General features: G+C 58.9%; 23 protein-coding genes. 9 read left to right on the forward strand and 14 right to left on the reverse strand.

Annotation, left to right across the window (positions count from 1 at the left end):
* Positions 1–41 precede the first annotated feature (41 nt).
* The 9 genes from ACQQ2Q_RS20005 to ACQQ2Q_RS20045 all read left to right on the forward strand — a co-directional run bounded on the left by ACQQ2Q_RS20005 (position 42) and on the right by ACQQ2Q_RS20045 (position 10,753).
* Positions 42–425: an endonuclease domain-containing protein gene (locus ACQQ2Q_RS20005; RefSeq protein ID WP_428188899.1), complete on the forward strand. Its 384-nt coding sequence runs from the start codon at positions 42–44 to the stop codon at positions 423–425.
* Complete coding sequence (locus ACQQ2Q_RS20010) at positions 422–763, forward strand: hypothetical protein (RefSeq protein WP_428188900.1); 342 nt, start codon at positions 422–424, stop codon at positions 761–763. The genes ACQQ2Q_RS20005 and ACQQ2Q_RS20010 overlap by 4 nt, the downstream gene beginning before the upstream one ends.
* Positions 760–1,638, forward strand: a complete 879-nt coding sequence (locus ACQQ2Q_RS20015; protein WP_428188901.1) for an ABC transporter permease — start codon at positions 760–762, stop codon at positions 1,636–1,638. Before ACQQ2Q_RS20010 ends, ACQQ2Q_RS20015 begins: the two co-directional genes overlap by 4 nt.
* The gene (locus ACQQ2Q_RS20020; RefSeq protein WP_428189002.1) at positions 1,638–2,762 is read left to right on the forward strand and encodes an ABC transporter permease; all 1,125 of its coding nucleotides are present in this window, start codon (positions 1,638–1,640) and stop codon (positions 2,760–2,762) included. Before ACQQ2Q_RS20015 ends, ACQQ2Q_RS20020 begins: the two co-directional genes overlap by 1 nt.
* 64 nt (positions 2,763–2,826) lie before the next feature.
* Complete coding sequence (locus tag ACQQ2Q_RS20025) at positions 2,827–3,798, forward strand: ABC transporter substrate-binding protein (protein ID WP_428188902.1); 972 nt, start codon at positions 2,827–2,829, stop codon at positions 3,796–3,798.
* Positions 3,799–4,171: 373 nt separating this feature from the next.
* Positions 4,172–5,359: an efflux RND transporter periplasmic adaptor subunit gene (locus ACQQ2Q_RS20030; RefSeq protein ID WP_428188903.1), complete on the forward strand. Its 1,188-nt coding sequence runs from the start codon at positions 4,172–4,174 to the stop codon at positions 5,357–5,359.
* A gap of 15 nt (positions 5,360–5,374) precedes the next feature.
* Positions 5,375–8,689: an efflux RND transporter permease subunit gene (locus ACQQ2Q_RS20035; protein ID WP_428188904.1), complete on the forward strand. Its 3,315-nt coding sequence runs from the start codon at positions 5,375–5,377 to the stop codon at positions 8,687–8,689.
* Between the two features lie 316 nt (positions 8,690–9,005).
* Positions 9,006–9,662 (forward strand): outer membrane protein, encoded by a 657-nt coding sequence (locus ACQQ2Q_RS20040; RefSeq protein WP_428188905.1) that lies wholly within the window; start codon positions 9,006–9,008, stop codon positions 9,660–9,662.
* Between the two features lie 407 nt (positions 9,663–10,069).
* Positions 10,070–10,753 (forward strand): Crp/Fnr family transcriptional regulator, encoded by a 684-nt coding sequence (locus tag ACQQ2Q_RS20045; RefSeq protein WP_428188906.1) that lies wholly within the window; start codon positions 10,070–10,072, stop codon positions 10,751–10,753.
* Between the two features lie 18 nt (positions 10,754–10,771).
* Here the strand turns inward: ACQQ2Q_RS20045 and ureG are convergent, their stop codons facing one another.
* The 14 genes from ureG to urtD all read right to left on the reverse strand — a co-directional run bounded on the left by ureG (position 10,772) and on the right by urtD (position 21,714).
* A complete protein-coding gene (gene ureG, locus ACQQ2Q_RS20050; protein WP_428188907.1) occupies positions 10,772–11,383 on the reverse strand; it encodes an urease accessory protein UreG in 612 nt (203 codons plus the stop codon).
* A gap of 35 nt (positions 11,384–11,418) precedes the next feature.
* Entirely contained in the window at positions 11,419–12,090 is a 672-nt protein-coding gene (locus tag ACQQ2Q_RS20055) for an urease accessory protein UreF (protein ID WP_428188908.1), read from the reverse strand.
* A 6-nt stretch (positions 12,091–12,096) separates the two neighbouring features.
* Positions 12,097–12,567: an urease accessory protein UreE gene (ureE, locus tag ACQQ2Q_RS20060; RefSeq protein WP_428188909.1), complete on the reverse strand. Its 471-nt coding sequence runs from the start codon at positions 12,565–12,567 to the stop codon at positions 12,097–12,099.
* A 128-nt stretch (positions 12,568–12,695) separates the two neighbouring features.
* Positions 12,696–13,550 carry a GGDEF domain-containing protein gene (locus tag ACQQ2Q_RS20065; protein ID WP_428188910.1) on the reverse strand — a complete coding sequence of 285 codons (855 nt, stop codon included), beginning with the start codon at positions 13,548–13,550 and terminating at the stop codon, positions 12,696–12,698.
* Between the two features lie 413 nt (positions 13,551–13,963).
* Positions 13,964–14,500, reverse strand: coding sequence for a peroxiredoxin (locus ACQQ2Q_RS20070; protein WP_428189003.1), 537 nt, complete (start codon positions 14,498–14,500; stop codon positions 13,964–13,966).
* A gap of 254 nt (positions 14,501–14,754) precedes the next feature.
* Complete coding sequence (locus ACQQ2Q_RS20075) at positions 14,755–15,210, reverse strand: N-acetyltransferase family protein (RefSeq protein WP_428188911.1); 456 nt, start codon at positions 15,208–15,210, stop codon at positions 14,755–14,757.
* Between the two features lie 10 nt (positions 15,211–15,220).
* Positions 15,221–16,930, reverse strand: a complete 1,710-nt coding sequence (ureC, locus tag ACQQ2Q_RS20080) for an urease subunit alpha (RefSeq protein WP_428188912.1) — start codon at positions 16,928–16,930, stop codon at positions 15,221–15,223.
* A 123-nt stretch (positions 16,931–17,053) separates the two neighbouring features.
* Entirely contained in the window at positions 17,054–17,470 is a 417-nt protein-coding gene (locus ACQQ2Q_RS20085; protein WP_428188913.1) for a lysozyme inhibitor LprI family protein, read from the reverse strand.
* A 27-nt stretch (positions 17,471–17,497) separates the two neighbouring features.
* Positions 17,498–17,803 (reverse strand): urease subunit beta, encoded by a 306-nt coding sequence (locus tag ACQQ2Q_RS20090; RefSeq protein ID WP_428188914.1) that lies wholly within the window; start codon positions 17,801–17,803, stop codon positions 17,498–17,500.
* Between the two features lie 19 nt (positions 17,804–17,822).
* Positions 17,823–18,125: an urease subunit gamma gene (locus ACQQ2Q_RS20095; protein WP_428188915.1), complete on the reverse strand. Its 303-nt coding sequence runs from the start codon at positions 18,123–18,125 to the stop codon at positions 17,823–17,825.
* 30 nt (positions 18,126–18,155) lie between these two features.
* Positions 18,156–18,977, reverse strand: coding sequence for an urease accessory protein UreD (locus ACQQ2Q_RS20100; protein WP_428188916.1), 822 nt, complete (start codon positions 18,975–18,977; stop codon positions 18,156–18,158).
* A 32-nt stretch (positions 18,978–19,009) separates the two neighbouring features.
* Positions 19,010–20,059 carry an alpha/beta hydrolase family esterase gene (locus ACQQ2Q_RS20105; RefSeq protein WP_428188917.1) on the reverse strand — a complete coding sequence of 350 codons (1,050 nt, stop codon included), beginning with the start codon at positions 20,057–20,059 and terminating at the stop codon, positions 19,010–19,012.
* Positions 20,060–20,155: 96 nt separating this feature from the next.
* Positions 20,156–20,851 carry an urea ABC transporter ATP-binding subunit UrtE gene (urtE, locus tag ACQQ2Q_RS20110; protein ID WP_428188918.1) on the reverse strand — a complete coding sequence of 232 codons (696 nt, stop codon included), beginning with the start codon at positions 20,849–20,851 and terminating at the stop codon, positions 20,156–20,158.
* A 98-nt stretch (positions 20,852–20,949) separates the two neighbouring features.
* Complete coding sequence (gene urtD, locus ACQQ2Q_RS20115; protein ID WP_428188919.1) at positions 20,950–21,714, reverse strand: urea ABC transporter ATP-binding protein UrtD; 765 nt, start codon at positions 21,712–21,714, stop codon at positions 20,950–20,952.
* Position 21,715: the final 1 nt, after the last annotated feature.

Here is a 21,715-nt window from a genome sequence, read left to right on the forward strand (position 1 = left end):
GGGCAGGGGCCTTGCCTTATCTTCGATCGAAGGAGTGTCGCATGCCGCATTCCAATATCGACGGAAAAACCCGCAGACGCGCCCGCAACCTTCGCCGCGAAATGACCAAGGCGGAGCGTATCATGTGGGAGATCCTTAGGGATTTCCGCCCCCGCGGTGCTCGCTTCCGCCGCGAAACACCGATCGGTCCTTACATCGCCGACTTTTCATGGTTATCAGCTCGGATCGTTATCGAAGTCGACGGCAATAGCCACGAGACTGAACACGGACGCCGGCATGATATCAGACGCGATGCATGGATGCGCGAGATCGGTTTTGTCGTTCTCCGTTTCGACAATGCCCAAGTAGTCGGTAATCCCGACTATGTGCCAATCTCGATCGGAGAGGCGATTGCGCCGCTCCTTGAACGGGAGTCCGGCCCATGAACCCCACCTTCCTCCTCTGGCTCGCCGGCGCCATGACTGTGTTTTTAGGCGCCGCCACCGCCACCCGCAGCTATCTCGACAGCAGTCGCTGGACAATTCTTGTCTTTGCACTCGTTCTTTATTGCATTGGCAATCTGATGATGGTGCGGCTGATGCGCGAAGGCGGGATGGGACTTGCGATTTCAGCATCCTCCGTCGGGCAATTGGTGCTCATCAACGTGATCGCCGTTGCAATGTTCGGCGAGCGGCTGTCGAACATCCAGATGGCAGGGGTCGGATTGGGCGTAGTGGCGATGGTGCTGATGCTCTATCCGACAGCGGAGAGGATCGCACCATGACGAATGCCCGCGACCGCATCATTCCGATCCTCACCATTCTCGCCGTCATTGTGGCGGTCTGGTATATAGCTGCCATCTTCATGAATGCGCCGATACAGCGCGATATAGACAAGCGCGCCGGCGTCACATCCACCACCTGGGAACTGGTCGAAAAGACCATGTGGCAGGCAAAGCCAACCCTGCCCGCCCCGCATCAGGTGGCGATCAATGTCTATGAGAACACGTTCACGCGGAAGATCACGTCGAACCGCAGTCTGGTCTATAATGGCTGGGTGACACTCTCCTCAACTATGGTCGGCTTCATCTTCGGCACGCTGCTCGGCATTCTGATTGCCGTCGGCATCGTACACCTCAAATCGCTCGACCGCAGCCTGATGCCCTGGATCATCGCCTCGCAGACGGTCCCGATTCTGGCGATTGCCCCCATGGTGATCGTGGTGCTCGGCGCGATCAACGTGACCGGCCTCATTCCCAAGGCGCTGATATCGACCTATCTCTCCTTCTTCCCCGTGACGGTGGGCATGGTGAAGGGTCTGCGCTCACCGGATGCGCTGCATCTCGATCTGATGCGCACCTATAGCGCCAGCATGAACCAGACCTTCTGGAAACTGCGGGTCCCCGCATCCGTGCCCTATCTCTTCACATCCATGAAGGTCGCGATTGCAGCAAGCCTGGTCGGTGCTATCGTCGCCGAGCTTCCAACCGGAGCGGTCGCGGGCATCGGTGCCAAACTGCTTGCCGGCTCCTATTACAGCCAGACCATCGAGATCTGGGCAGCCCTTGTTGCCGGCTCCGTGCTGGCAGCCATGCTGGTCATGCTGGTCGACCTTGCTTCGCGCATCGTCAACCGCGCTATGGGTGGGAGGCAAGCATGATGCGTCGTTTGACAAACAGCTGGCAGATCGTCGTGGCAATGGTGCTGGTCATTGTGGCAGCCGGACGCCCGCTGGCCGACGGCGCCAATAGTGAAGGTACCGGTTCGCTCGTCATCTCCGCCCTGTTGATCCTGACATCGCTGGGCGCAGCGATCACGCTCGAGCGAGGCATGACCGTGCTCAGAGCCTTTATTCTCGTGGTCGGTGCGCATCTGGGAGCCTATCTGCTGCTGAAAAGCCTTGCCGGCCATGAAGGCGAAATGTCGACGGCCTTCTTCCTGCTGGTGTGCGCAAGCTGGGCCTTGGGCTGGGCTTCCGTCACCGCACTCTCGGCCATCGATGCAAGGACCCAAGCGGCGAACTGGTTGCTGCGCCTGCTGATCCCGGCCCTCTTCGGTGCCTGGATCCTGATCCTGTGGGAAGCGGCAACCCGTGGTTTCGGCGTGCCCTTCATCCTCTTGCCGCCACCGTCTTCGATCGGCGCAAGGCTCGTCAATTCCCTGCCGATACTGGCAGCCGACGTGCGCCAGACCATCTTCAAGGCGGTGCTGTTCGGCTATGTCGTCGGATCGGCATCGGGTTTTGCCGTGGCCATTCTGGCCGACCGCGTGGATTTCCTGCGCCGCGGCCTGATGCCCATCGGCAATTTCGTCTCGGCCTTGCCCATCATCGGCGTCGCACCCATCATGGTCATGTGGTTCGGCTTCGACTGGCAGTCGAAGGCAGCGGTCGTCATCATCATGACCTTCTTTCCCATGCTGGTGAACACCGTTTCAGGCCTTGCCGCATCGGGTAACATGGAGCGCGACCTGATGCGCACCTATGCCTCCAGTTACGGACAGACACTGCTGAAACTGCGCCTGCCGGCTGCCATGCCCTTCATCTTCAATGCGTTGAAGATCAATTCGACACTGGCGCTGATTGGCGCGATCGTGGCCGAATTCTTCGGCACGCCCATCGTTGGCATGGGCTTCCGGATTTCCACCGAAATCGGACGTCTGAATGTCGACATGGTCTGGGCGGAAATCGCGGTTGCAGCCCTGGCAGGATCGGTCTTTTATGGTGTGATCGCCCTCGTCGAGCGGGCAACCACATTCTGGCATCCGTCTATCCGTGGTGGGTAGACGATACAACCGGCCCGGCAACGACCGGGCACGGCGAAAACCACAGAGGGAAAAGGTACAAGACATGAAAAAACTCATGCTTTCATTGATGGCGGGCGCCATGTCGCTTGCTGCAGCCCAGGCCATGGCCGCCGACAAGCTGACGCTTCAGCTGAAATGGGTCGCCCAGAGCCAGTTTGCCGGCTATTACGTGGCAAAGGACAAGGGCTTTTATGACGAAGAAGGCCTCGACGTCGAAATCAAGCCCGGCGGGCCGGACATCGCTCCGGAACAGGTCATCGCCGGCGGTGGCGCCGATGTGATCGTTGACTGGATGGGCGGCGCGCTCGTTGCCCGTGAAAAGGGCGTTCCGCTGGTCAACATCGCCCAGCCGTTCCAGAAGGCCGGCATGGAAATGGTCTGCCCGGCTGACGGTCCGATCAAGACCGAGGCCGACTTCAAGGGCCACACCCTCGGCGTATGGTTCTATGGTAATGAATATCCATTCTTCGCCTGGATGAACAAGCTTGGTCTCTCAACCGAAGGCGGCGCAGATGGCGTCACCGTGCTGAAGCAAAGCTTCGACGTACAGCCGCTGATCCAGAAGCAGGCCGATTGCATCTCGGTCATGACCTATAACGAATACTGGCAGTTGATCGACGCCGGCTACAAGCCGGAAGACCTGACGGTCTTCAACTATTCGGATATGGGCAACGACTTGCTGGAAGATGGTCTTTACGCACTTGAAGACAAGCTCGCTGATCCGGCCTTCAAGGACGACATGGTCAAGTTCGTCCGCGCTTCGATGAAGGGCTGGAACTACGCCATGGAAAATCCGGATGAAGCGGCTGAAATCGTCATGGACAATGGTGGCCAGGATGAAAATCACCAGAAACGCATGATGGGCGAAGTGGCCAAGCTGATCGGCGATGGTTCCGGCGTGCTGAAGGAAGATGTTTACGACCGCACCGCCAAGGCCCTTCTCGACCAGAAGATCATCGAGAAGCAGCCGGAAGGCGCCTGGACCCACGGCATCACCGACGAAGCCCTGAAATAGTCATTGCTGCATCGCAGCGATTACACTAAAAAGACGCATGGGGAAACCCATGCGTCTTTTTTGTATACGTGACGTTTCCCGAAGTTTTGCTCCGATGGGTTGTCCCTCACTGCCATTTTTTGGCATGTGGTGTTGTAGAATTGCCCAGAGCCGAAGAATACTTTATCGCCTCCAAATTAAACGTCATGGTGATCTTGTATGCTGGACCGCACACGCCAAATAACATGACCAGATCGACTCGGAAGACTAAAAGTTGCATCGAAATGTGCAGGGCAGACCAGTCGGCGCGCATGCCAAAAATGACAACAGACAGAATGCGATTTAGTCGCTAAATTCGCCTAAGCAAGATTGATAGACATCCTGGAAGGGACCCATGCTTCGCCTATCGACAAAGACTTTCGCGGCAATTGCCGCGACCTCGCTCATTCTGTTGCCTGCATTTTCCTGGGCGCAGGGAGAAAGTGTTGCTGCCAGTCCCAGTCTGCCAGCCATTGTTGTCACCAAAGCGGTCGTCAAACCGCTCGTCGAGCGCGTTGTGGCCACGGGCACGATCCAGCCCGTCTCTGAAATCTTCGTGCAACCGCTGGTGGAGGGACTGTCCATCAAGTCTGTCAATGTGGATGTCGGCGATCGCGTCGCGGCAGGCGAGGTCGTTGCCGAGTTGAACGAAGACAGTTTGATCCTGCAGCGGAGCCAGCTTGAGGCCAATCTGGCCAAGGCAGAAGCCGCCTTGGCCCAATATCAGGCGCAGCTGAACGACGCAAAGATCAACGCAGCAGAGGCAAAGCGGCAATATGCGCGCTCGGTGGAACTCGGCAAGTCTGGCACTTTGCCGACATCGCAGATCGAACAGTCGGAATCCGCGTCCTCCAGTGCTGCGGCCAAGGTGACCACGGCCGAAAAGGCGATTGCCATTGCCGAGGCAGACATCAAGGTTGTCGAAAGCCAGAAGAAGGATGTCGAGCTCAATCTGGCCCGCACAGAGGTGAAAAGCCCGGTTGCAGGCGTGATTGCCAGCAAGAATGCCAATGTCGGCTCGATTGCCAGTGGCGCCGGTCAACCGCTCTTCACTGTCTATAGGGACGGTGAAGTGGAGCTGGTCGCCGATGTTTCCGAGACACAGATCCTCAAGGTAAAAGAGGGTCAGAAAGTCATGATCACGCTTGCCGGCGGCACAGAACAAGTGCCGGGCCGCGTGCGTCTGGTGTCTCCTGTCGTCGATCCCGTCACCCGCCTCGGTGCGGTACACGTCAAGATACTCGACAACGACCGCGCCCGCGCCGGCATGTATGCCAGCGCCGAGATCATTGTAACGGAAGCGGACGATATTGCGCTGCCTCTGTCTGCAGTCACCATGGGCCGCACGTCCACAACAACCCGTATCGTCAAGGATGGCGTCGTGCATCAGGTCGACATCACCACCGGCATCGAGGACTCAGGCTTCATCCAGGTCACCGGCGGTCTTCAGGCCGGCGACATGATCGTGGCAAAGGCCGGTGCCTTCGTGCGCGATGGCGACAAGATCAACCCAGTCCGCGAAGATGCGGTCGTGTCGAACTGAGGAGTGGCATAAGTCATGAATTTCTCGGCGTGGTCCATTCGCAATCCGGTCGCCCCTCTCCTGGGCTTCTTCCTGCTGCTTGTCATCGGCATACAGTCGTTTTACGCCTTGCCGATCACGCGCTTCCCCAATATCGACGTTCCCCTGGTGTCCGTGGTCGTCCAGCAAAGCGGTGCGTCGCCGGTCGAACTTGAATCGCAAGTCACCAAGGAAATCGAAGACGCCGTCGCATCGATCAGCGGTGTCGACGAAATCCAGTCGACGGTCACCGACGGCCAGTCGCAGACCGCTGTCATGTTCCGCATGGAAGTACCGACCGAACAGGCCGTGCAGGACGTCAAGGACGCCATTGACCGCATCCGAGGCGATCTGCCGGCCACCGTCGACGAGCCGATTGTCTCCAAGGTCGACGTCGAGGGACAGGCAATCCAGACCTTTGCGGTCTCCTCCCCCAACATGTCGCTGGAAGAACTGTCCTGGTTCGTCGACGACACCATCAAGCGCGCGCTGCAAGGACAAAGCGGCATCGGTCGTATTGACCGCTATGGCGGAGCCGACCGCGAGGTCCGCGTCGAACTCAACCCCGACCGTCTGAACGCCTATGGCATCACCGCAGCAGACGTCAGCACGCAATTGCGCAACACCAATACCGATGCCGGCTCGGGTCGCGGCCAGGTGGCCGGAACAGAACAGACGATCCGCACGCTTGGCGACGCCGGCAGTGCCGCCCAACTGGCCAATACCACCATTGCCCTTGCTGGCGGCCGTTTCGTCAAGCTGTCCGAACTCGGCACGATCAAGGACACCTACGAAGAGCCGAAGTCCTTTGCCCGCTTCAACGGAAATCCGGTGGTCACCTTCGCGGTCTTCCGCGCCAAGGGTGCATCCGAAGTCTCCGTTGCCGAAACTGTTGGCAAAAGCCTCGATCAGGTGAGAGCGGACAACCCCAACGTCTCGATCCAGATGATCGACGACTCGGTCTATTTCACCTACGGAAACTACGAGGCCGCCCTTCATACCCTTATCGAAGGCGCGATCCTCGCCGTCATCGTGGTCTTCCTGTTCCTGAAGAACTGGCGTGCGACGCTGATTGCAGCTGTTGCCCTGCCCCTGTCTGCGATCCCGACCTTCTGGATCATGGACATTATGGGCTTCTCGCTCAATCTGGTCAGCTTCCTCGCACTCACACTGGCAACCGGTATCCTGGTCGACGATGCGATCGTGGAAATCGAAAACATTGCCCGGCACATCAAGATGGGCAAGTCGCCCTATCGGGCAGCGCTCGAAGCGGCCGACGAAATCGGCCTCGCCGTGATTGCGACCAGTTTCACCATCATTGCTGTTTTCGTGCCCGTCTCCTTCATGCCGGGCATTCCGGGCCAGTACTTCATCCAGTTCGGCCTGACCGTCGCTTTTGCGGTCTTCTTCTCGCTGGCAGTCGCCCGCCTGATTACGCCGTTGATGGCTGCCTATCTGATGCGTGCCGAAGACGGCATGGATGACGATCACGAAGGCAATGACGGCGTCTTCATGCGCAGCTACACATGGCTGGTCCGCGGCACCACATCACGGTGGTATGCCCGCTATGCCACACTGCTGGGAGCGTTCGCGTTCCTGGCCGGCTCGGTCATGCTGCTCATGCAGGTGCCGGGAAGCTTCCTGCCGCCGGAAGATGCTGGCCGTATCGTCTTGTCGGTCGAGCTTCCGCCGAACGCGTCGCTGGCAGAAACCGAAAAGACCACCGACAAGATGTATCAGGCGGTGCGTGATATCGACGGCGTGGAAAGCGTGTTCGTCCTCGGCGGTGCCTCGCCCAAGGGCGATCTCGAACTGCGCCGCGCAACCGTCACCCTGGCGCTCAAGAAGATCAACCATTCGCTGGTGAACACACTCGTCAACAAGGGCCTGGGCGGTTTGCCGCTCATTGGCCAGTATATGCCGAAGCTGAACGATGACGGCCGCACCAAGCCGCAATGGGATATTGAATCGGAAGTCTTCGCCAAGCTCAAACCCATTCCCGACATTCGCGTCTTGAAGCTCAACGACCGCGGCGAGCGCGATCTCACCTATAACTTCCTGTCGAAGAGCGAAGAAGATCTCAACAACGCGGTCGGTATCCTCGAATCGAAACTGCGCACGGTGCCGGTTCTCGCCAATGTCAGCGCCGATGGCTCGCTGCCGCGCCCGGAACTGCATATCCTGCCACGCAAGGCAGAGGCTGCGCGCCTGGGCATCACCCCCGCGCAGATCGCCTCCACCGTTCGTGTGGCCACCATTGGTGACATCGATGCGGCGCTGCCGAAGATCTCGCTCGATGATCGGCAGATCCCGATCCGCGTTCAGGCCGCGCTCGACATGCGCCGCGACCTCGACAAGATACGCGCCTTGAAGATACAGACAGCGGGCGGGCAGACCGTTCCCCTCTCCTCGGTTGCCGATATCGAATATTCGGAGGGCGTCTCGTCGATCAAGCGCAACAACCGCAACCGCGTCGTTGCCATCGGCGCGGACCTGCGCCCCGGCGTTGCGCTTGATACGGCATCGGCTGCCTTCGAGCAGGCGGTCAAGGACGCCAATCTGCCGCCAAGCGTGAAGCTCGCCGAAAGCGGTGATGCCAAGATCCAGAACGAAATGCAGCAGAGTTTCGTCAACGCCATGTTGACAGGGCTGTTGCTGGTTCTGGCAGTGTTGATCCTGCTGTTCAAGGATGTCATCCAGCCCTTCACGATCCTTCTCTCGCTGCCGCTTGCCATCGGCGGCGTGGCAGCCGCGCTGATCCTGACCAACAATCCGCTGTCGATGCCGGTCTTGATCGGTATCCTGATGCTGATGGGCATCGTCACCAAGAACGCCATTCTTCTGGTCGATTTTGCCATCGAGATGCGTCGCCACGGCATGGAACGCGGCAAGGCCATGGTGGAAGCCGGGCGCAAGCGCGCCCGTCCCATCATCATGACCTCGATTGCCATGTCTGCCGGCATGTTGCCCTCGGCGCTGGGCGTCGGTGAAGGCGGCTCGTTCCGCGCGCCCATGGCCATTGCCGTCATCGGCGGCATCATCGTCTCCACCGTGATGAGCCTGCTTGTCGTTCCTGCCTTCTTCCTGATCATGGACGATCTGTCGCGCCTGCTTGGCTGGATGTTCGGCCGCATGGTCGGCAAAAAGGAAGAAGAGCAAGAGGCCTTGAGCGCCGAGGAACTGACCCGGATTGCCATGGAAAACAGGCGCTCGCTTTCGACCTTGGAAAAGCGTGTCCGATCGGTCGAGACCAGCGATCAGAGCAACACCAAGCCCAAGATCGTCAGACTGCCGCCGCTCGCGGCAGAATAAACAGGCCGGAAGGCAACCCAGCTCACGCAAATCGGCGTCCGCCTGGCGGGCGCCGATTTGCGTTTGGACTGCATCTCGCCCTTATCCGATTTCACGCAGGCTTCACGTTCGCGTGACCCGGGCAGACCCAGTTTGCTTCGCAGCCGATTAAAGTCGCCTACAGCCACTGCATTCCTTGAAAGATGAGCTAAACATATGATTTTACATGTATATTAAAAATGAAATGTATTTAGCATACTAATTATATGGTGCAATTTTACTACAGCAAATCGAACGGAAGGCCACTATCAGCTCCACCTGTAACAGGAGTTGATTTATGAAACTAATTCTCGCAACCACCGCCATTTTGATGACTGCCACCTCGGTCTTTGCGGCCGACGCCATCTATCAGGCGGCCGCGCAGCCCCCCGAAGCGGTCCCTCAGCCTTTCAGCTGGACCGGTGGCTACCTCGGTGTTCAGGGCGGCTACGGATGGGCTGACGGCTCGTTTGACCAGGCCGGAACCGTTTTTCTGAATGGCGATTTCGACGGCGGCATTATCGGGGCCTTTGCAGGCGCAAACTACCAGTACCAGAACAATGTCGTCCTCGGCATCGAGGCCGATCTCGATTACAACTGGAACGAGGAAAAGTTTGACATCGGCGGGAGCGAGCTCAAGGCCAGCGGCAAATGGGAGGGATCCGTGCGTGCCCGTGTCGGTTATGCATTTGATCGCGCCCTTGTCTACGCAACTGCGGGCTGGGTCGCCGCCCATGCCGAAGCCAATATTGCTGGTTTTGGTGGCGATGACAGCATCGTCCAAGGCTACACCGTCGGTGCCGGCGTTGATTACGCGCTAACCGATACAGTCTTTGCACGCGTCGACTATCGCTATAATGATTTTGGCAGCACCGACTTTAACATCGGCGGCACAGCGGTGAATGCCGATTTGAGCCAGCACACGATCAAGGTCGGCGTCGGCTTCAAGTTCTGATCGACAGAACTGACAAAGCTGTCGCATGAAGGCGCTCCGCAAGGGGCGCCTTTTTTCATGGCTTGACGCCTGTTTAAGCCAAGGCTGCCCGCTTTCGGCTAGAGCGATATATCCGCTTGATCGAAATCAATCCGCAACCGTGCCAGCTCCTCTATTGTCGCTAATAAATCACGAGGGCAGCGCGATGGCGCATGCCTTTAGAGACAAAGCTTGGAGGCCGGGATCATGAGAGCAACCGTAGCGACGAACAGGTGGACCATCCCGGCAAGAGCAGAAAGGGATCTGCTCGGCACTCCGTTGGCACGTCCGTCGCGCAGCTCTCCCGCTTCACCTCCTGCACCAGGACAATTTCGATGAGAAGCCAGAGCGCGGGGAACGTAAACATTGCCTGGGGAGCCAAGGGGGCTATGAACAAATTGTTGAAGTTGAACCAGCGTGACCGCACGACATTGCTGCACACACCCTTCATGGCATCGCTTGGACCGCTGGCAATCGAGCGGATGCTGGATGTGGTCAATGTGGTCAACTATGAGGCCCGAGATTTGCTGTTTCGGGAGCGGGAACCGGCCAGGTCCTTCTATTGCGTCCTGTCGGGCCATGTGCGGCTCTTCCGCCTGAGCAAAGACGGTCGAGACGCCAATATCCGAATCTGCTGCCCCGGAGACGTGTTTGCCGAATGCCTGCTCGCAGCCGGTGAAGTCTATCATTACAACGCCCAGGCCGTGGAAAGCGTCACCGTTGCCCGCTTCGACCTGCAAAGGGTGAGGATGCTTGCCGATGAGGAGAAAGACGTCTCAAAGGCAATCATCACCAGCCTCTCCGCCCATCTGCTGAGCTCGCTGGATTGCATCGCCAATGATCGTCTGCTCACGGCCCAGCAGCGGTTGGCCCATTACCTGCTCGACCAATGCCCGGACGACAGCCAGTCGGCCTCCATCCGTTTGCCTTTCCAGAAAAGCCTTCTGGCCGGCAAACTGGGCCTTGCGCCAGAAGCCTTGTCCCGTGCCTTTTCAACACTGCGCAGTGCCGGTGTGACCGTCAGAGGGCGAGTGATAGAGGTCGCAGACGTCAATGCCCTGAAGCGGCTCTGATCATGGAGTAGCGCTGGTCTACATGCCGCCGTTCAGCGCCAGAAAATCGACAATTTTGTCGACTCCTTCGCCGCGCTTCAGATCGGTAAACACGAAGGGGCGCTGTTCACGCATGCGTCCGGCATCACCCCGCATCACCTCAAGATCCACGCCCACATAAGGCGCCAGATCGGCCTTGTTGATGACCAGCATATCGGAGCGTGTAATGCCCGGCCCACCCTTGCGCGGTATCTCCTCGCCCTGACAGACCGAGATGACGTAAAGGGTAATGTCGGCAAGATCGGGTGAGAACGTCGCCGCCAGATTGTCGCCGCCCGATTCAATGAACACCACGTCCAGATCGGGGAAGCGCGCATTCAGATCCGCAATCGCCTGCAGGTTGATCGAGGCATCCTCCCGAATGGCCGTATGCGGACAGCCACCTGTTTCCACGCCTACAATCCTGTCCGAAGACAGGGCCTGCATGCGCACCAGCGCATCGGCGTCTTCGCGCGTGTAGATGTCGTTGGTGACGACGGCCACCGAATAGCGATCCCGCAACGCCTTGCAAAGTTTTTCCGTCAGCGCCGTCTTGCCGGAGCCAACCGGCCCCCCGATCCCGACCCGCAATGGCCCGTTTGCAGATTTCATCCAGCCGTTCCCTTCTTATGATGGCGCCTGACCGCTTATGATCGGAACAGGCGTGTATGCTGTGTCTCGTGTCGCATGGTCTCGATGTCAGCCATGACGGTTGCAGTCCCGAGCCCCGCCAGGCCCGCCGACGCGGCAAGCGGCGCAAGCCGCTCGATCGGCTCTTCCAACGCAGCCAGGATTTCCACCCCCTCCCGTTGTCCGATGACACTCAGCCTGATCGCCGCCGATACCGATTGCGAGGCACTGGCATGCAGATAGCCGATCAGCGCAGGCTCAAGCGCAATGCTGTGCGCAGCGGACACAGCACCGATCGCAACAGGATAGGCAACCGCAGAGCCGAGCCGTTCGAGAACATCATGCGGCCAGGCACGCGCCGCCTGCAGAAAGGCTGCCCCAAGCGCAAGCGTCTCGGCATGCCGCTCCCGAGAGCTCGACAAGGCGGCGGCAAGGTCAGCGAGGTCAGCAAGCGCTGCGCAATCCTCAAAGCCACGATGCGCCTCGGCCAGAAGCACGGCATCGTTCCACCCGGCGCCATGCTCAAGACTGGCTTTGATCCATTGCCGAAGCGTCGCAGCGTCGCGCACCAGGTCATCGGCGACCGCACGCTCCAATCCGCCGGAATAGGCAAATGCCCCGACCGGAAATGCCGGAGACATCCAGGTCAGCAATCTGAGAAGTGCCTGCGCTTCCTTCCGCTCGCTCATCACCGATCAGCCATGGCCGTGATGGCCGTGACCATGCCCGCCACCATGCGCATGATAGGCGCCCCTGAGTGGCTGGAACTGCTCGACCACCTCATCGACCTCGGCACCCAGCCCCTTCAACATATCGAGAATGACATGGTCGCGCTGGATGAGGATGCGTTCGGGCTCGATCTGCACGGCCAGATGCCGGTTCCCCAGATGCCAGGCAAGCTCCAGCAGGTGAAGAGGATCGCGCGGCCGGATGGCAAACAGCTTCTCGTCCGCGGCGCAGATCTCAATCTCGCTACCGTCGTCAACCTGCAACCGGTCACCATGGTGAAACAGTGCCGGCTCTTTCAGATCCAGCATGATCATCTCCCCATCCTCAAGATGCAGCAGCTTGCGGCGCAGATGTCGCTCGGCATGGCCAAGAAGGATCTTGGATTGGGCGGAACCGGTCGTTTCACCGGCAGGCAGATAGGACGTGACGCGACGCATGAAATCTCCTCGTTCGTCTGCCAAAACCATGCAAAATTCGCGGCCGCACTGCAACACGGAACTTGCGTGAAGGCCGCGCTTTGCGCCTGCGATATCAGAATGAACAACGGATGTGAGAATGGCCTGTTTCAGGCGCTGGCGACATTCACAGTATCGATGACCAGGTCAGGTGCGAGCGAAGTTTCCCGACGGGCGAATAATTCATGCCCCTCACCTTCATGCACGACCCTGTTTCGACCGCCAGCCTTTGCAAGGTAGAGCGCCCTGTCGGCCGCGGTATAGACAATGTCGGCTGGCCGTCCGTCACCGAACTCGGCAATACCGGCAGACACTGTGGCAGTGATCGATGCGTGATCGCTCAGGATCGGCTGATCGGCAATGCGCGCACGAACTTCCTCCACCTTTGCATGACGCTCGGCCACCGAACCGGCCAGAATGATAACGCCGAATTCCTCGCCGCCCAGACGCGCGCAGACACTCGGTTGCGGAAAGACATCGCGAATGACGCCAGAAACAGCCTTGATCACCGCATCGCCGACGGCATGGCCATGACAATCGTTGATCGATTTGAACCGGTCGAGATCGAAGATTGCAAGCGACGCGTTTTCATCGGCCTCTTCCAACACCTTGGAAAATGCGCGCCTGTTCAAGAGGCCCGACAGCATGTCGACACGGCTGAGGCGGGCATAGCGCGATCGCGAGACAGATAACTCGCGGATAACATTGCCCGTCACCAGTGCCAGAGAACCGGACACCGCCCCACCGAAAATCCAGGAAAAGGCGACGGAGAGCTTGACCGCGTCGCTGAAGGACATCGGCAGAAGGCCCAGAAGATAGCAGACTGGCAAGGCGACGATATTGAATATGGAGGCGAGGATGACCGCACGGAAGGTCATCTTCATCGCAAAGCCATAGACCGCGCGCCGGCCATGAAACTTGCCGAGATCAACCTGTAGCGAAAGCCATCTTTTAAAGAGTTCCAAGTGCCGCTCTCCCCTTCATGCAGCACCCCTCGAATAGAGGTCTTCTCTTGGAGTTTCCTTAAGAGATCCCTTAAAATGCGAAGCATGTTGAAAATACTGCGCTAACGATTGTTAGGATATTCTAATTCACCATTTGATTGATGGGCAAACTCCGTTCCATCTACCTGAATTCCCTATATTTCGCGCAATAGTGCGACAATTAGCCCGCCAATTGCCACGACGGGAAGTTATCCACAATGAGACAGAGCGACCACCGCAGATTGCAACTTCTGCAACAACGACAGCAGGTGAGATTGGGGGCAGCCCCTTGATGTCGTTAAGCTATTTGGCAGGTCTTCTTTCATGTTGCCACAATTCAAAAAAGCCCCGGCGCGAACGCCAGGGCTTTCATCAGTGCGAAAGTCGACAAGGGGTCAGGCTGCAGCCTTTTCCTTGAGGTTTTCGAGAATGTTCTGCGGCGACGAAACACCATATGGGTCGCTGTCGCAATTGTCCGAATAACCTTCTTCCTCGAACCACTGCTCGACCACGCCATCATTGATGATGGCGGCGTAGCGCCACGAGCGCATGCCGAAGCCCAGATTATCCTTGGCGACCAGCATGCCCATCTTGCGGGTGAATTCGCCGGAACCGTCCGGGATGACCTTCACATGCTGAAGGTTCTGGCTCTTGGCCCATGCGTTCATGACAAACGCATCATTGACCGACATGCAGTAGATGTCGTCGACGCCCTGCGCCTGAAAATCGGTGAACAGCTTTTCGAAGTCTGGCAGCTGGAAGGTCGAGCATGTCGGCGTGAATGCGCCCGGCAGCGAAAACAGTACGACCTTCTTGCCCTTGAAGTAATCGTCGGAGGTCATTTCCTGCCAACGGAACGGGTTCGGACCCTCGATGGATTCGTCGCGAACGCGGGTACGGAAGGTAACGTTTGGAACTTTCTTGCCAATCAGCATGATATTTCCTCTCTTGCGTTTGGTGGCCGCAGGTCTCTTGGGAGAAAGACGCCGCCACGGTTGGAATTGGAGAAATATCCCTATCGCAAACGAGAGTGCACTGCAGCATCAAAGTGGAAATAAGGTGGGGATGCATGGCAGACATGCACACGACGAATAGCTGTCTTGCGGGCAAGGTTCTGCACAGATTGCCATCCCGGGGCGCGATTGCCATTCATACGGAATTTCCGTGAATTTCAGCGGCTTTCCGATCAATCCAGCGGCTTGCGAAAATAGACCACACGCTGCGTCTCATCAAATCCCCAGCGCGCATGCGCCTGATGAGAAATGTCATTGTCCAGCGGTGCGTCCGAACAAAGTTCGGTAAACCCCTTGGCGACATATTCGCGCTCGATCTGTTCGATCAACAGACGCCCAAGGCCTTGGCGTCGATACGCAGTCTCCAGAAAAATCCCTTCCAGAAACGCGACCGGCATCTGGGTGCAGCCCGTGGCATAGGGGCGTATGGACACCTCGGCAAACCCAACCACAGGCCCATTGCGATCCGACACAAGCCACCCGCAAAGCTGGGTCTCTTCAATGAGGACGGCCAATTCCTCCGCATGAGCCTGCGCCGTCACATGCGGCCACAACGCCTGTCTTAGCCGTATCCATTCCGCGCGATCCGAAGGCCCACAGCGACGAACCGAGAACGTGTCGCCCGCCATATGCCCTCCCTTAGAACAGGAAATACCGCTGCGCCATCGGCAGCACAGTGGCCGGTTCGCAGGTCAGCAATTCGCCATCGGCGCGCACTTCATAGGTTTCAGGATCGACCTCGATCTCCGGCGTCAGACTGTTGTGGATCATCGACGCCTTGGAAATGCCGCCGCGGGTATTCTTGACCGGCAGCAATTTCTTGGCAACTCCAAGACGCGCGGCGAGTCCTGCATCGAGCGATGCCTGCGACACGAAAGTGACCGACGAATTGGTCCTGAGCTTGCCATAGGCAGCAAACATTGGACGATAATGCATCGGCTGAGGCGTCGGGATCGACGCGTTCGGATCGCCCATGGGGGCCGCCGCAATCGAGCCGCCCAACAGCACCATTTCCGGCTTCACGCCGAAGAAGGCCGGGTTCCACAGCACCAGATCAGCCCGCTTGCCCACCTCGATCGAACCGATCTCATGTGACAGCCCTTGAGCGATGGCCGGGTTGATCGTGTATTTGGCAATGTAGCGGCGCACGCGCATATTGTCGTTGTCGCCGGTTTCTTCCTTCAACGCACCGCGCTGGCGCTTCATCTTGTCGGCGGTCTGCCAGGTACGGATTGCCACCTCGCCCACTCGGCCCATGGCCTGGCTGTCGGAGGAGATGATCGAGAAGGCACCGATATCGTGGAGAATATCCTCGGCTGCAATCGTCTCCTTGCGGATCCGGCTCTCGGCAAAGGCAATGTCCTCGGGGATGGACGACGACAGATGATGGCAGACCATCAGCATGTCGAGATGTTCGGCAATGGTGTTGACCGTATAGGGCCGTGTCGGATTGGTCGATGAGGGAATGACATTGCTCTGGCCGCAGATTTTGATGATATCTGGTGCATGGCCACCGCCCGCTCCTTCCGTGTGGAAGGCATGGATGGTGCGGCCCTTCAGCGCCCCGATCGTATCCTCGACAAAACCGCTTTCATTTAGCGTATCGGTGTGGATCATCACCTGAACATCATACTGATCTGCAACCGACAGGCAGTTGTCGATGGCAGCCGGTGTCGTGCCCCAGTCCTCATGCAGCTTGAGCGAGGAGGCACCTGCAAGGATCATTTCCTCCAGCGGTGCCGGAAGCGAGGCATTGCCCTTGCCGGCCAGCGCCAGGTTCATCGGAAAACCGTCGAAGCTCTCGATCATCCGCTCGATATGCCAGGCGCCGGTGCAGGTGGTGGCAAGCGTGCCATGGGCCGGACCGGTGCCACCGCCCAGCATGCAGGTAATGCCGCTCATCAGGGCTTCTTCGATCTGCTGCGGGCAGATATAGTGGATATGCGCATCCATGCCGCCAGCCGTCAGGATCTTGCCCTCTCCGGCAATCGCCTCGGTCGACGGACCGACGATGATGGTCACGCCCGGCTGTGTATCCGGATTGCCAGCCTTGCCGATCCCGTGGATACGGCCATCCTTCAGGCCGATATCGGCCTTGTAGATGCCGGAGTGATCGACGATCAGCGCATTGGTGATGACGGTATCGACAGCGCCTTCAGCTCGGGTTGCCTGGCTCTGGCCCATGCCGTCGCGAATGACCTTGCCACCGCCGAACTTCACCTCTTCGCCATAGGTGGTGAAATCCTTCTCCACCTCGATGAAGAGTTCGGTATCGGCAAGGCGCACCTTGTCGCCGGTCGTCGGACCGAACATCGAGGCATAGGCCGCGCGGGACATCTTGTAAGGCATGGCGTCAAACTCCTGGCGCGAGTTGTAAAAGGGCTTGCATGTCCGACCGGAAACAATCTCCGGCGAGACGGAAAACAAGGTTGTCGCCAAACGCCGAGAAACCGGCGTCAGGCAGAGAAGCTATCAATATTCCTCGATCAGTGCCTTCAGCTCTTCCGTCCGATTGCGGGTCAGATCTGCCAGACATGAGGACACGATCAAGGGGCGAATGCTGCCACCGTAATAACGGTAGCCTTGAGCCTCGCACTGGCCGTCACGATAGGTAATCCAGGCCCGCTGTGCCGACAGAAGCGATTTCTCCGCGCCGCGCTGGGCGGCATCGTCGATATCGCGGTCCACCTCGGCCATCGCCTTCTTGGTGATCGTCCACTGGGCATTGAGCTCCGCATCGGCGGCCTCGTAATCGCGGGCGGAACAGACATTCATGTCGAACTGCGTCATGGCGTTGTTGCAATCCACATCCGGCTCGTCATCGCCCAGGGCGGGACCTTCGGCCAAAGACACGCAGCCGCAAAGCGCAAAGATCAATGCTGCTTTCATAACCTGGCCTCCTCCCGCAAATTCACCTCAAAGCGCTCCCATGACCTGCTGGCGAAAACCGTAGACCTCGCGCTTGCCGGAAAGCGGGATCAGTGAAACCTGCCGCGTCTGGCCCGGCTCGAACCGAACGGCCGTGCCGGCCGGAATATCAAGCCGCATGCCCCGCGCCTTGTCACGCTCGAAGGAGAGCCCGCCATTGGTCTCGAAAAAATGGTAATGACTGCCCACCTGCACCGGCCGATCGCCGGTATTGGAGACCTCGAGAGTGATGCTCTCGTGACCTGCATTCAGTTCAATTTCGCCTGCAGCGGCAATGACTTCGCCCGGAATCATGAATCAGTCTCCCAATGGCTTAACGGATAGGTTCATGCACGGTCACAAGCTTGGTCCCATCCGGGAAGGTCGCTTCCACCTGCACATCATGGATCATCTCGGCCACGCCCTGCATCACCTGATCGCGGGTAATCACATGCGCACCCGCCTCCATCAGGTCGGCAACGGCTCTGCCGTCGCGCGCGCCCTCGACCACGAAATCGGTAATCAGCGCGATCGCTTCCGGATGGTTGAGCTTCACGCCGCGCTCCAGCCGGCGACGCGCCACCATCGCGGCCATCGAGATCAACAACTTGTCTTTTTCTCTCGGCGTCAGATTCATGCCCGCTCCAATTGTGCAATGCGTTCGTAATTACAGATTCCAGACTTTCGGCACTGAGGCGCCGCCGCGCAAGACCGAAATGACCGGAATAAGCTTTTTTCTTAAGGCAAAGCCGTCGCAAGCGGCCATCCGCACCACAAGCTTGCCGTTCCAGTGGCTGGCACCGCCCTCTCCCTCGCCCAGCACCGCTCTCACTTTGGGCAAGAGCGCCTCGGCAATCGGCCCGACATAGAGCAGCGTGGCAAAAGCCGCCTGGCCGGAAAGCACCGCCACCTCGGCCGTCAGTGCTGAAATATCGCCGTCCAGTTTCAGTTCTTCGGCGTGGATCAGCTTGCCCGCGCGCCGGATGCGCCAGCTGTCGCGCATGAGCCCGTGCTGCATCGTCTCGCCCATGGCCTTGCGTCCGAGCAGCACGGCCTCGACCGCAATCAGTTCGGCATCTTCGGCCAGATCGACATCCAGCCGGCGCGTCAGCGACGCATTGTCGAAGAGAATGGATTCTTGCGGCAGCCAGTGCACCCGTGCGCCCGCTCCGGCCTCGATCGCCGTGGTAATCTCGGCGGTACCCTCCTGCGCCTTGTAGATCTTTTCGCAGGCCTGGGTGGTGGCTGTGATGAAGGTGCCTGCACCGGCGCTGATCGACCAGTCCATCCGGTCGCCGCCGGTAAGACCACCAGCGGTATTGATGATCACCGCTTCCATTTCATCGGAGAAAGTCTGAGGCAGCCTGATCTTGGCGGCGCCCTCCTGAAAGAGCTCCGCCAGACGGCTGCGCCCGTCGAGCGCCTTGGCAACCACGCGCCCACGACCGCGGGCGCGCTGATGGTTCAGTCGAGCGGTTGACTGCAACATATCCCCTGTCCGCCCGACTTTTGCGGGCTAGTTTATTGGCGGCTGGGCGCACCGCTTTTGTTGGGCTCACCTGCAAGCAGGCCGCCACCCGAATTCTTGAAAAACTCCCATATTCCCGCAGTCGCATCAACCTCTTCAAGTCGGTCGTCCGCAGAAGATGCAAGCTGAAAGGGCACACGTTTTTTCAGCCAGGCATGGCCGGCATCGGGGATGACGAAGGACATGACCGTCGCGCCGTCCCGGCATCCGCCATACATCGAAACACTGGCCTTCTCGCCTTCATGGTTCATCGGCTTCATGTCGCAGCCGTTAAGCGCAGCCCAGCGCCCGACGGCCACTTCGCCACCATACTGCCAATAGGGCTTTCCCCCGCCGGCAAATGGATTGACGTTATCTTTCAGCCCCGAAAAGGCGATGATCGAAACGGGCTTGGCTGGATTGCAGGTATCCGGACGCGGACGCCAGCCGCCGCCTTCTTCCTGCTCGGGATATCCGGCACGAAGCCCCATCATGAAACCGGCTGCGGCAAATGCATCATTCCCGTTGCAGATGAATTGCGACAGCATGCGACCGCCACCCGAATAACCGGTGGCATAGATACGCTTCTGGTCGACACAGGCGTTATCCTCGGCATAGCGGATGGCATCGCGAATAAAGGCCGATTCATCGAGCCCGTTATCGGCACTCACGCCTGCCACCGGCACAACACCTGGAACATTCCACGCATGCCCGCCCTGGATGGACCCCTTCAGACTGCCCTGAAGCGCCATCACCAGAAAGCCTTCGCGCTCTGCCACCTGATCCCAATGGCTGCGGCTGAGCTGCGCGACCGGATTGCTGTTGGACCCGTGGAAGTCGAACACCAGAGGCAGTTTGCGTGTCCCACTATAGCTGGACGGCACGAAAAATACCGCTGAACGGTCAACGCCGTCGGACTGGATCGTCACCTTGTGGCGTCCGGGTCCAAAGCCCGGACCGCATTCAAGCGCATGGGCTGCAGAATTGACGATCGTCAGGAAAATGGCTGCAAGCAAGACAAGAATCCCTGCCTGCCAGCGGTTGGAAACCGCGCTGGTTGTCATGGATACACCTCTGTTTGTAGATGCGCGTTCAATATCACGTCAGCCCACAGCATCAAGCGGATATCCTTAACAATTCGTCAAGTCTGCCTTGCATTTTCAGACCGTCAGATGACGACGCGCCTCCTGTGTGTCCAAAGTGTCAGCCGGCCCCTCATGCACAATCTCGCCGCGATCCATGATGTAGACATGATCGGCAAGCTCGCGGCAGAAATCCAGATATTGCTCGACCAGAAGGATAGCCATCCCGGTGGAATCGCGCAGGTAGCGGATCGCCCGTCCGATATCCTTGATGATCGATGGCTGAATGCCCTCGGTCGGCTCGTCCAGAACGAGGATCTGCGGTCGCGTCACCATAGCCCGGCCGATGGCGAGTTGCTGCTGCTGACCGCCGGACAGATCGCCGCCCCGGCGCGAGAGCATGGTTTGCAGCACAGGAAACAGACTGAAGATGTCGGCCGGAATGGTGCGGTCCTTGCGGGAAAGCGGCGCATAGCCGGTCTCCAGATTTTCCTTCACCGTCAACAGCGGAAAGATCTCACGTCCCTGCGGCACATAACCCAGTCCCTGTTTGGCCCGGTTGAACGGCGCCATGCCGTTGAGCGTCGTGCCATTGAAGGAAATCGTTCCCCCCGACACCGGATGCTGGCCGGTCACCGCTCTCAAAAGCGAGGATTTCCCCACACCGTTTCGCCCGAGAACGCAGGTGATCTTGCCCATGGGGGCCGAAACGCTGACGCCTCTGAGCGCCTGCGCGGCCCCGTAATGGAGGTTGATGTTGTCGACAGTCAGCATGGTGACCTCCGTAAAATCCAGTGGTGGGAGAGGACCTCCCGTCGCGGAACTGGAGGGGGAGGAGCACGCCATACAGCGCAAGTCCTCCCCCTCGCCCCCTACCGCCCCAGGTAGTTTTCAATGACTTTCTGATCGTTCGAGACGAAGTCGATCGATCCTTCTGCCAGCACCGATCCCTCGGCAAGACACGTGACCTTCACACCAAGGTCGCGGATGAAGCCCATGTCGTGCTCGACCACGACAACCGAGCGCGTCTTGGCGATCTGACGCAGCAAAATGGCAGTTTCCGCCGTCTCTGCATCCGTCATGCCGGCAACCGGTTCATCGACCAGCAACAGCTTGGGCTCCTGCGCCAGCAGCATGCCGATTTCCAGCCACTGCTTCTGTCCGTGGCTGAGATTGGCGGCCAGTTCGTCGCGACGTCCCGTCAACCGGATTGTCTCCAGGATCTCGTCGATGCGATCCTTGTCCTCGCCGCTCAGCTGATAAAACAGCGTGGAAAACACCCCTCTCTTGCGGTTGAGCGCCAGTTCGAGATTGTCCCACACCGTGTGGCTTTCGAAGACGGTCGGCTTCTGGAATTTGCGACCGATGCCCAGCTGGGCAATATCGGCCTCATCCTTCTTGGTCAGATCCACATGGTCCTCGAACATGACAGTCCCGCTATCGGGTCTGGTCTTGCCGGTAATGATGTCCATCATGGTCGTCTTGCCCGCGCCATTGGGGCCGATGATGGCCCTCAGTTCGCCCGGCTCGACCACGAAGGACAGGGAATTCAGCGCCTTGAACCCGTCAAACGAGACGGACACGCCATCGAGATAGAGAAGGCTCTTCTTCTTGCTCTTGTCGAGTACCGCGTTCATG

The organism is Agrobacterium sp. ES01 (genome assembly GCF_050320885.1).
Taxonomy (GTDB): domain Bacteria; phylum Pseudomonadota; class Alphaproteobacteria; order Rhizobiales; family Rhizobiaceae; genus Allorhizobium.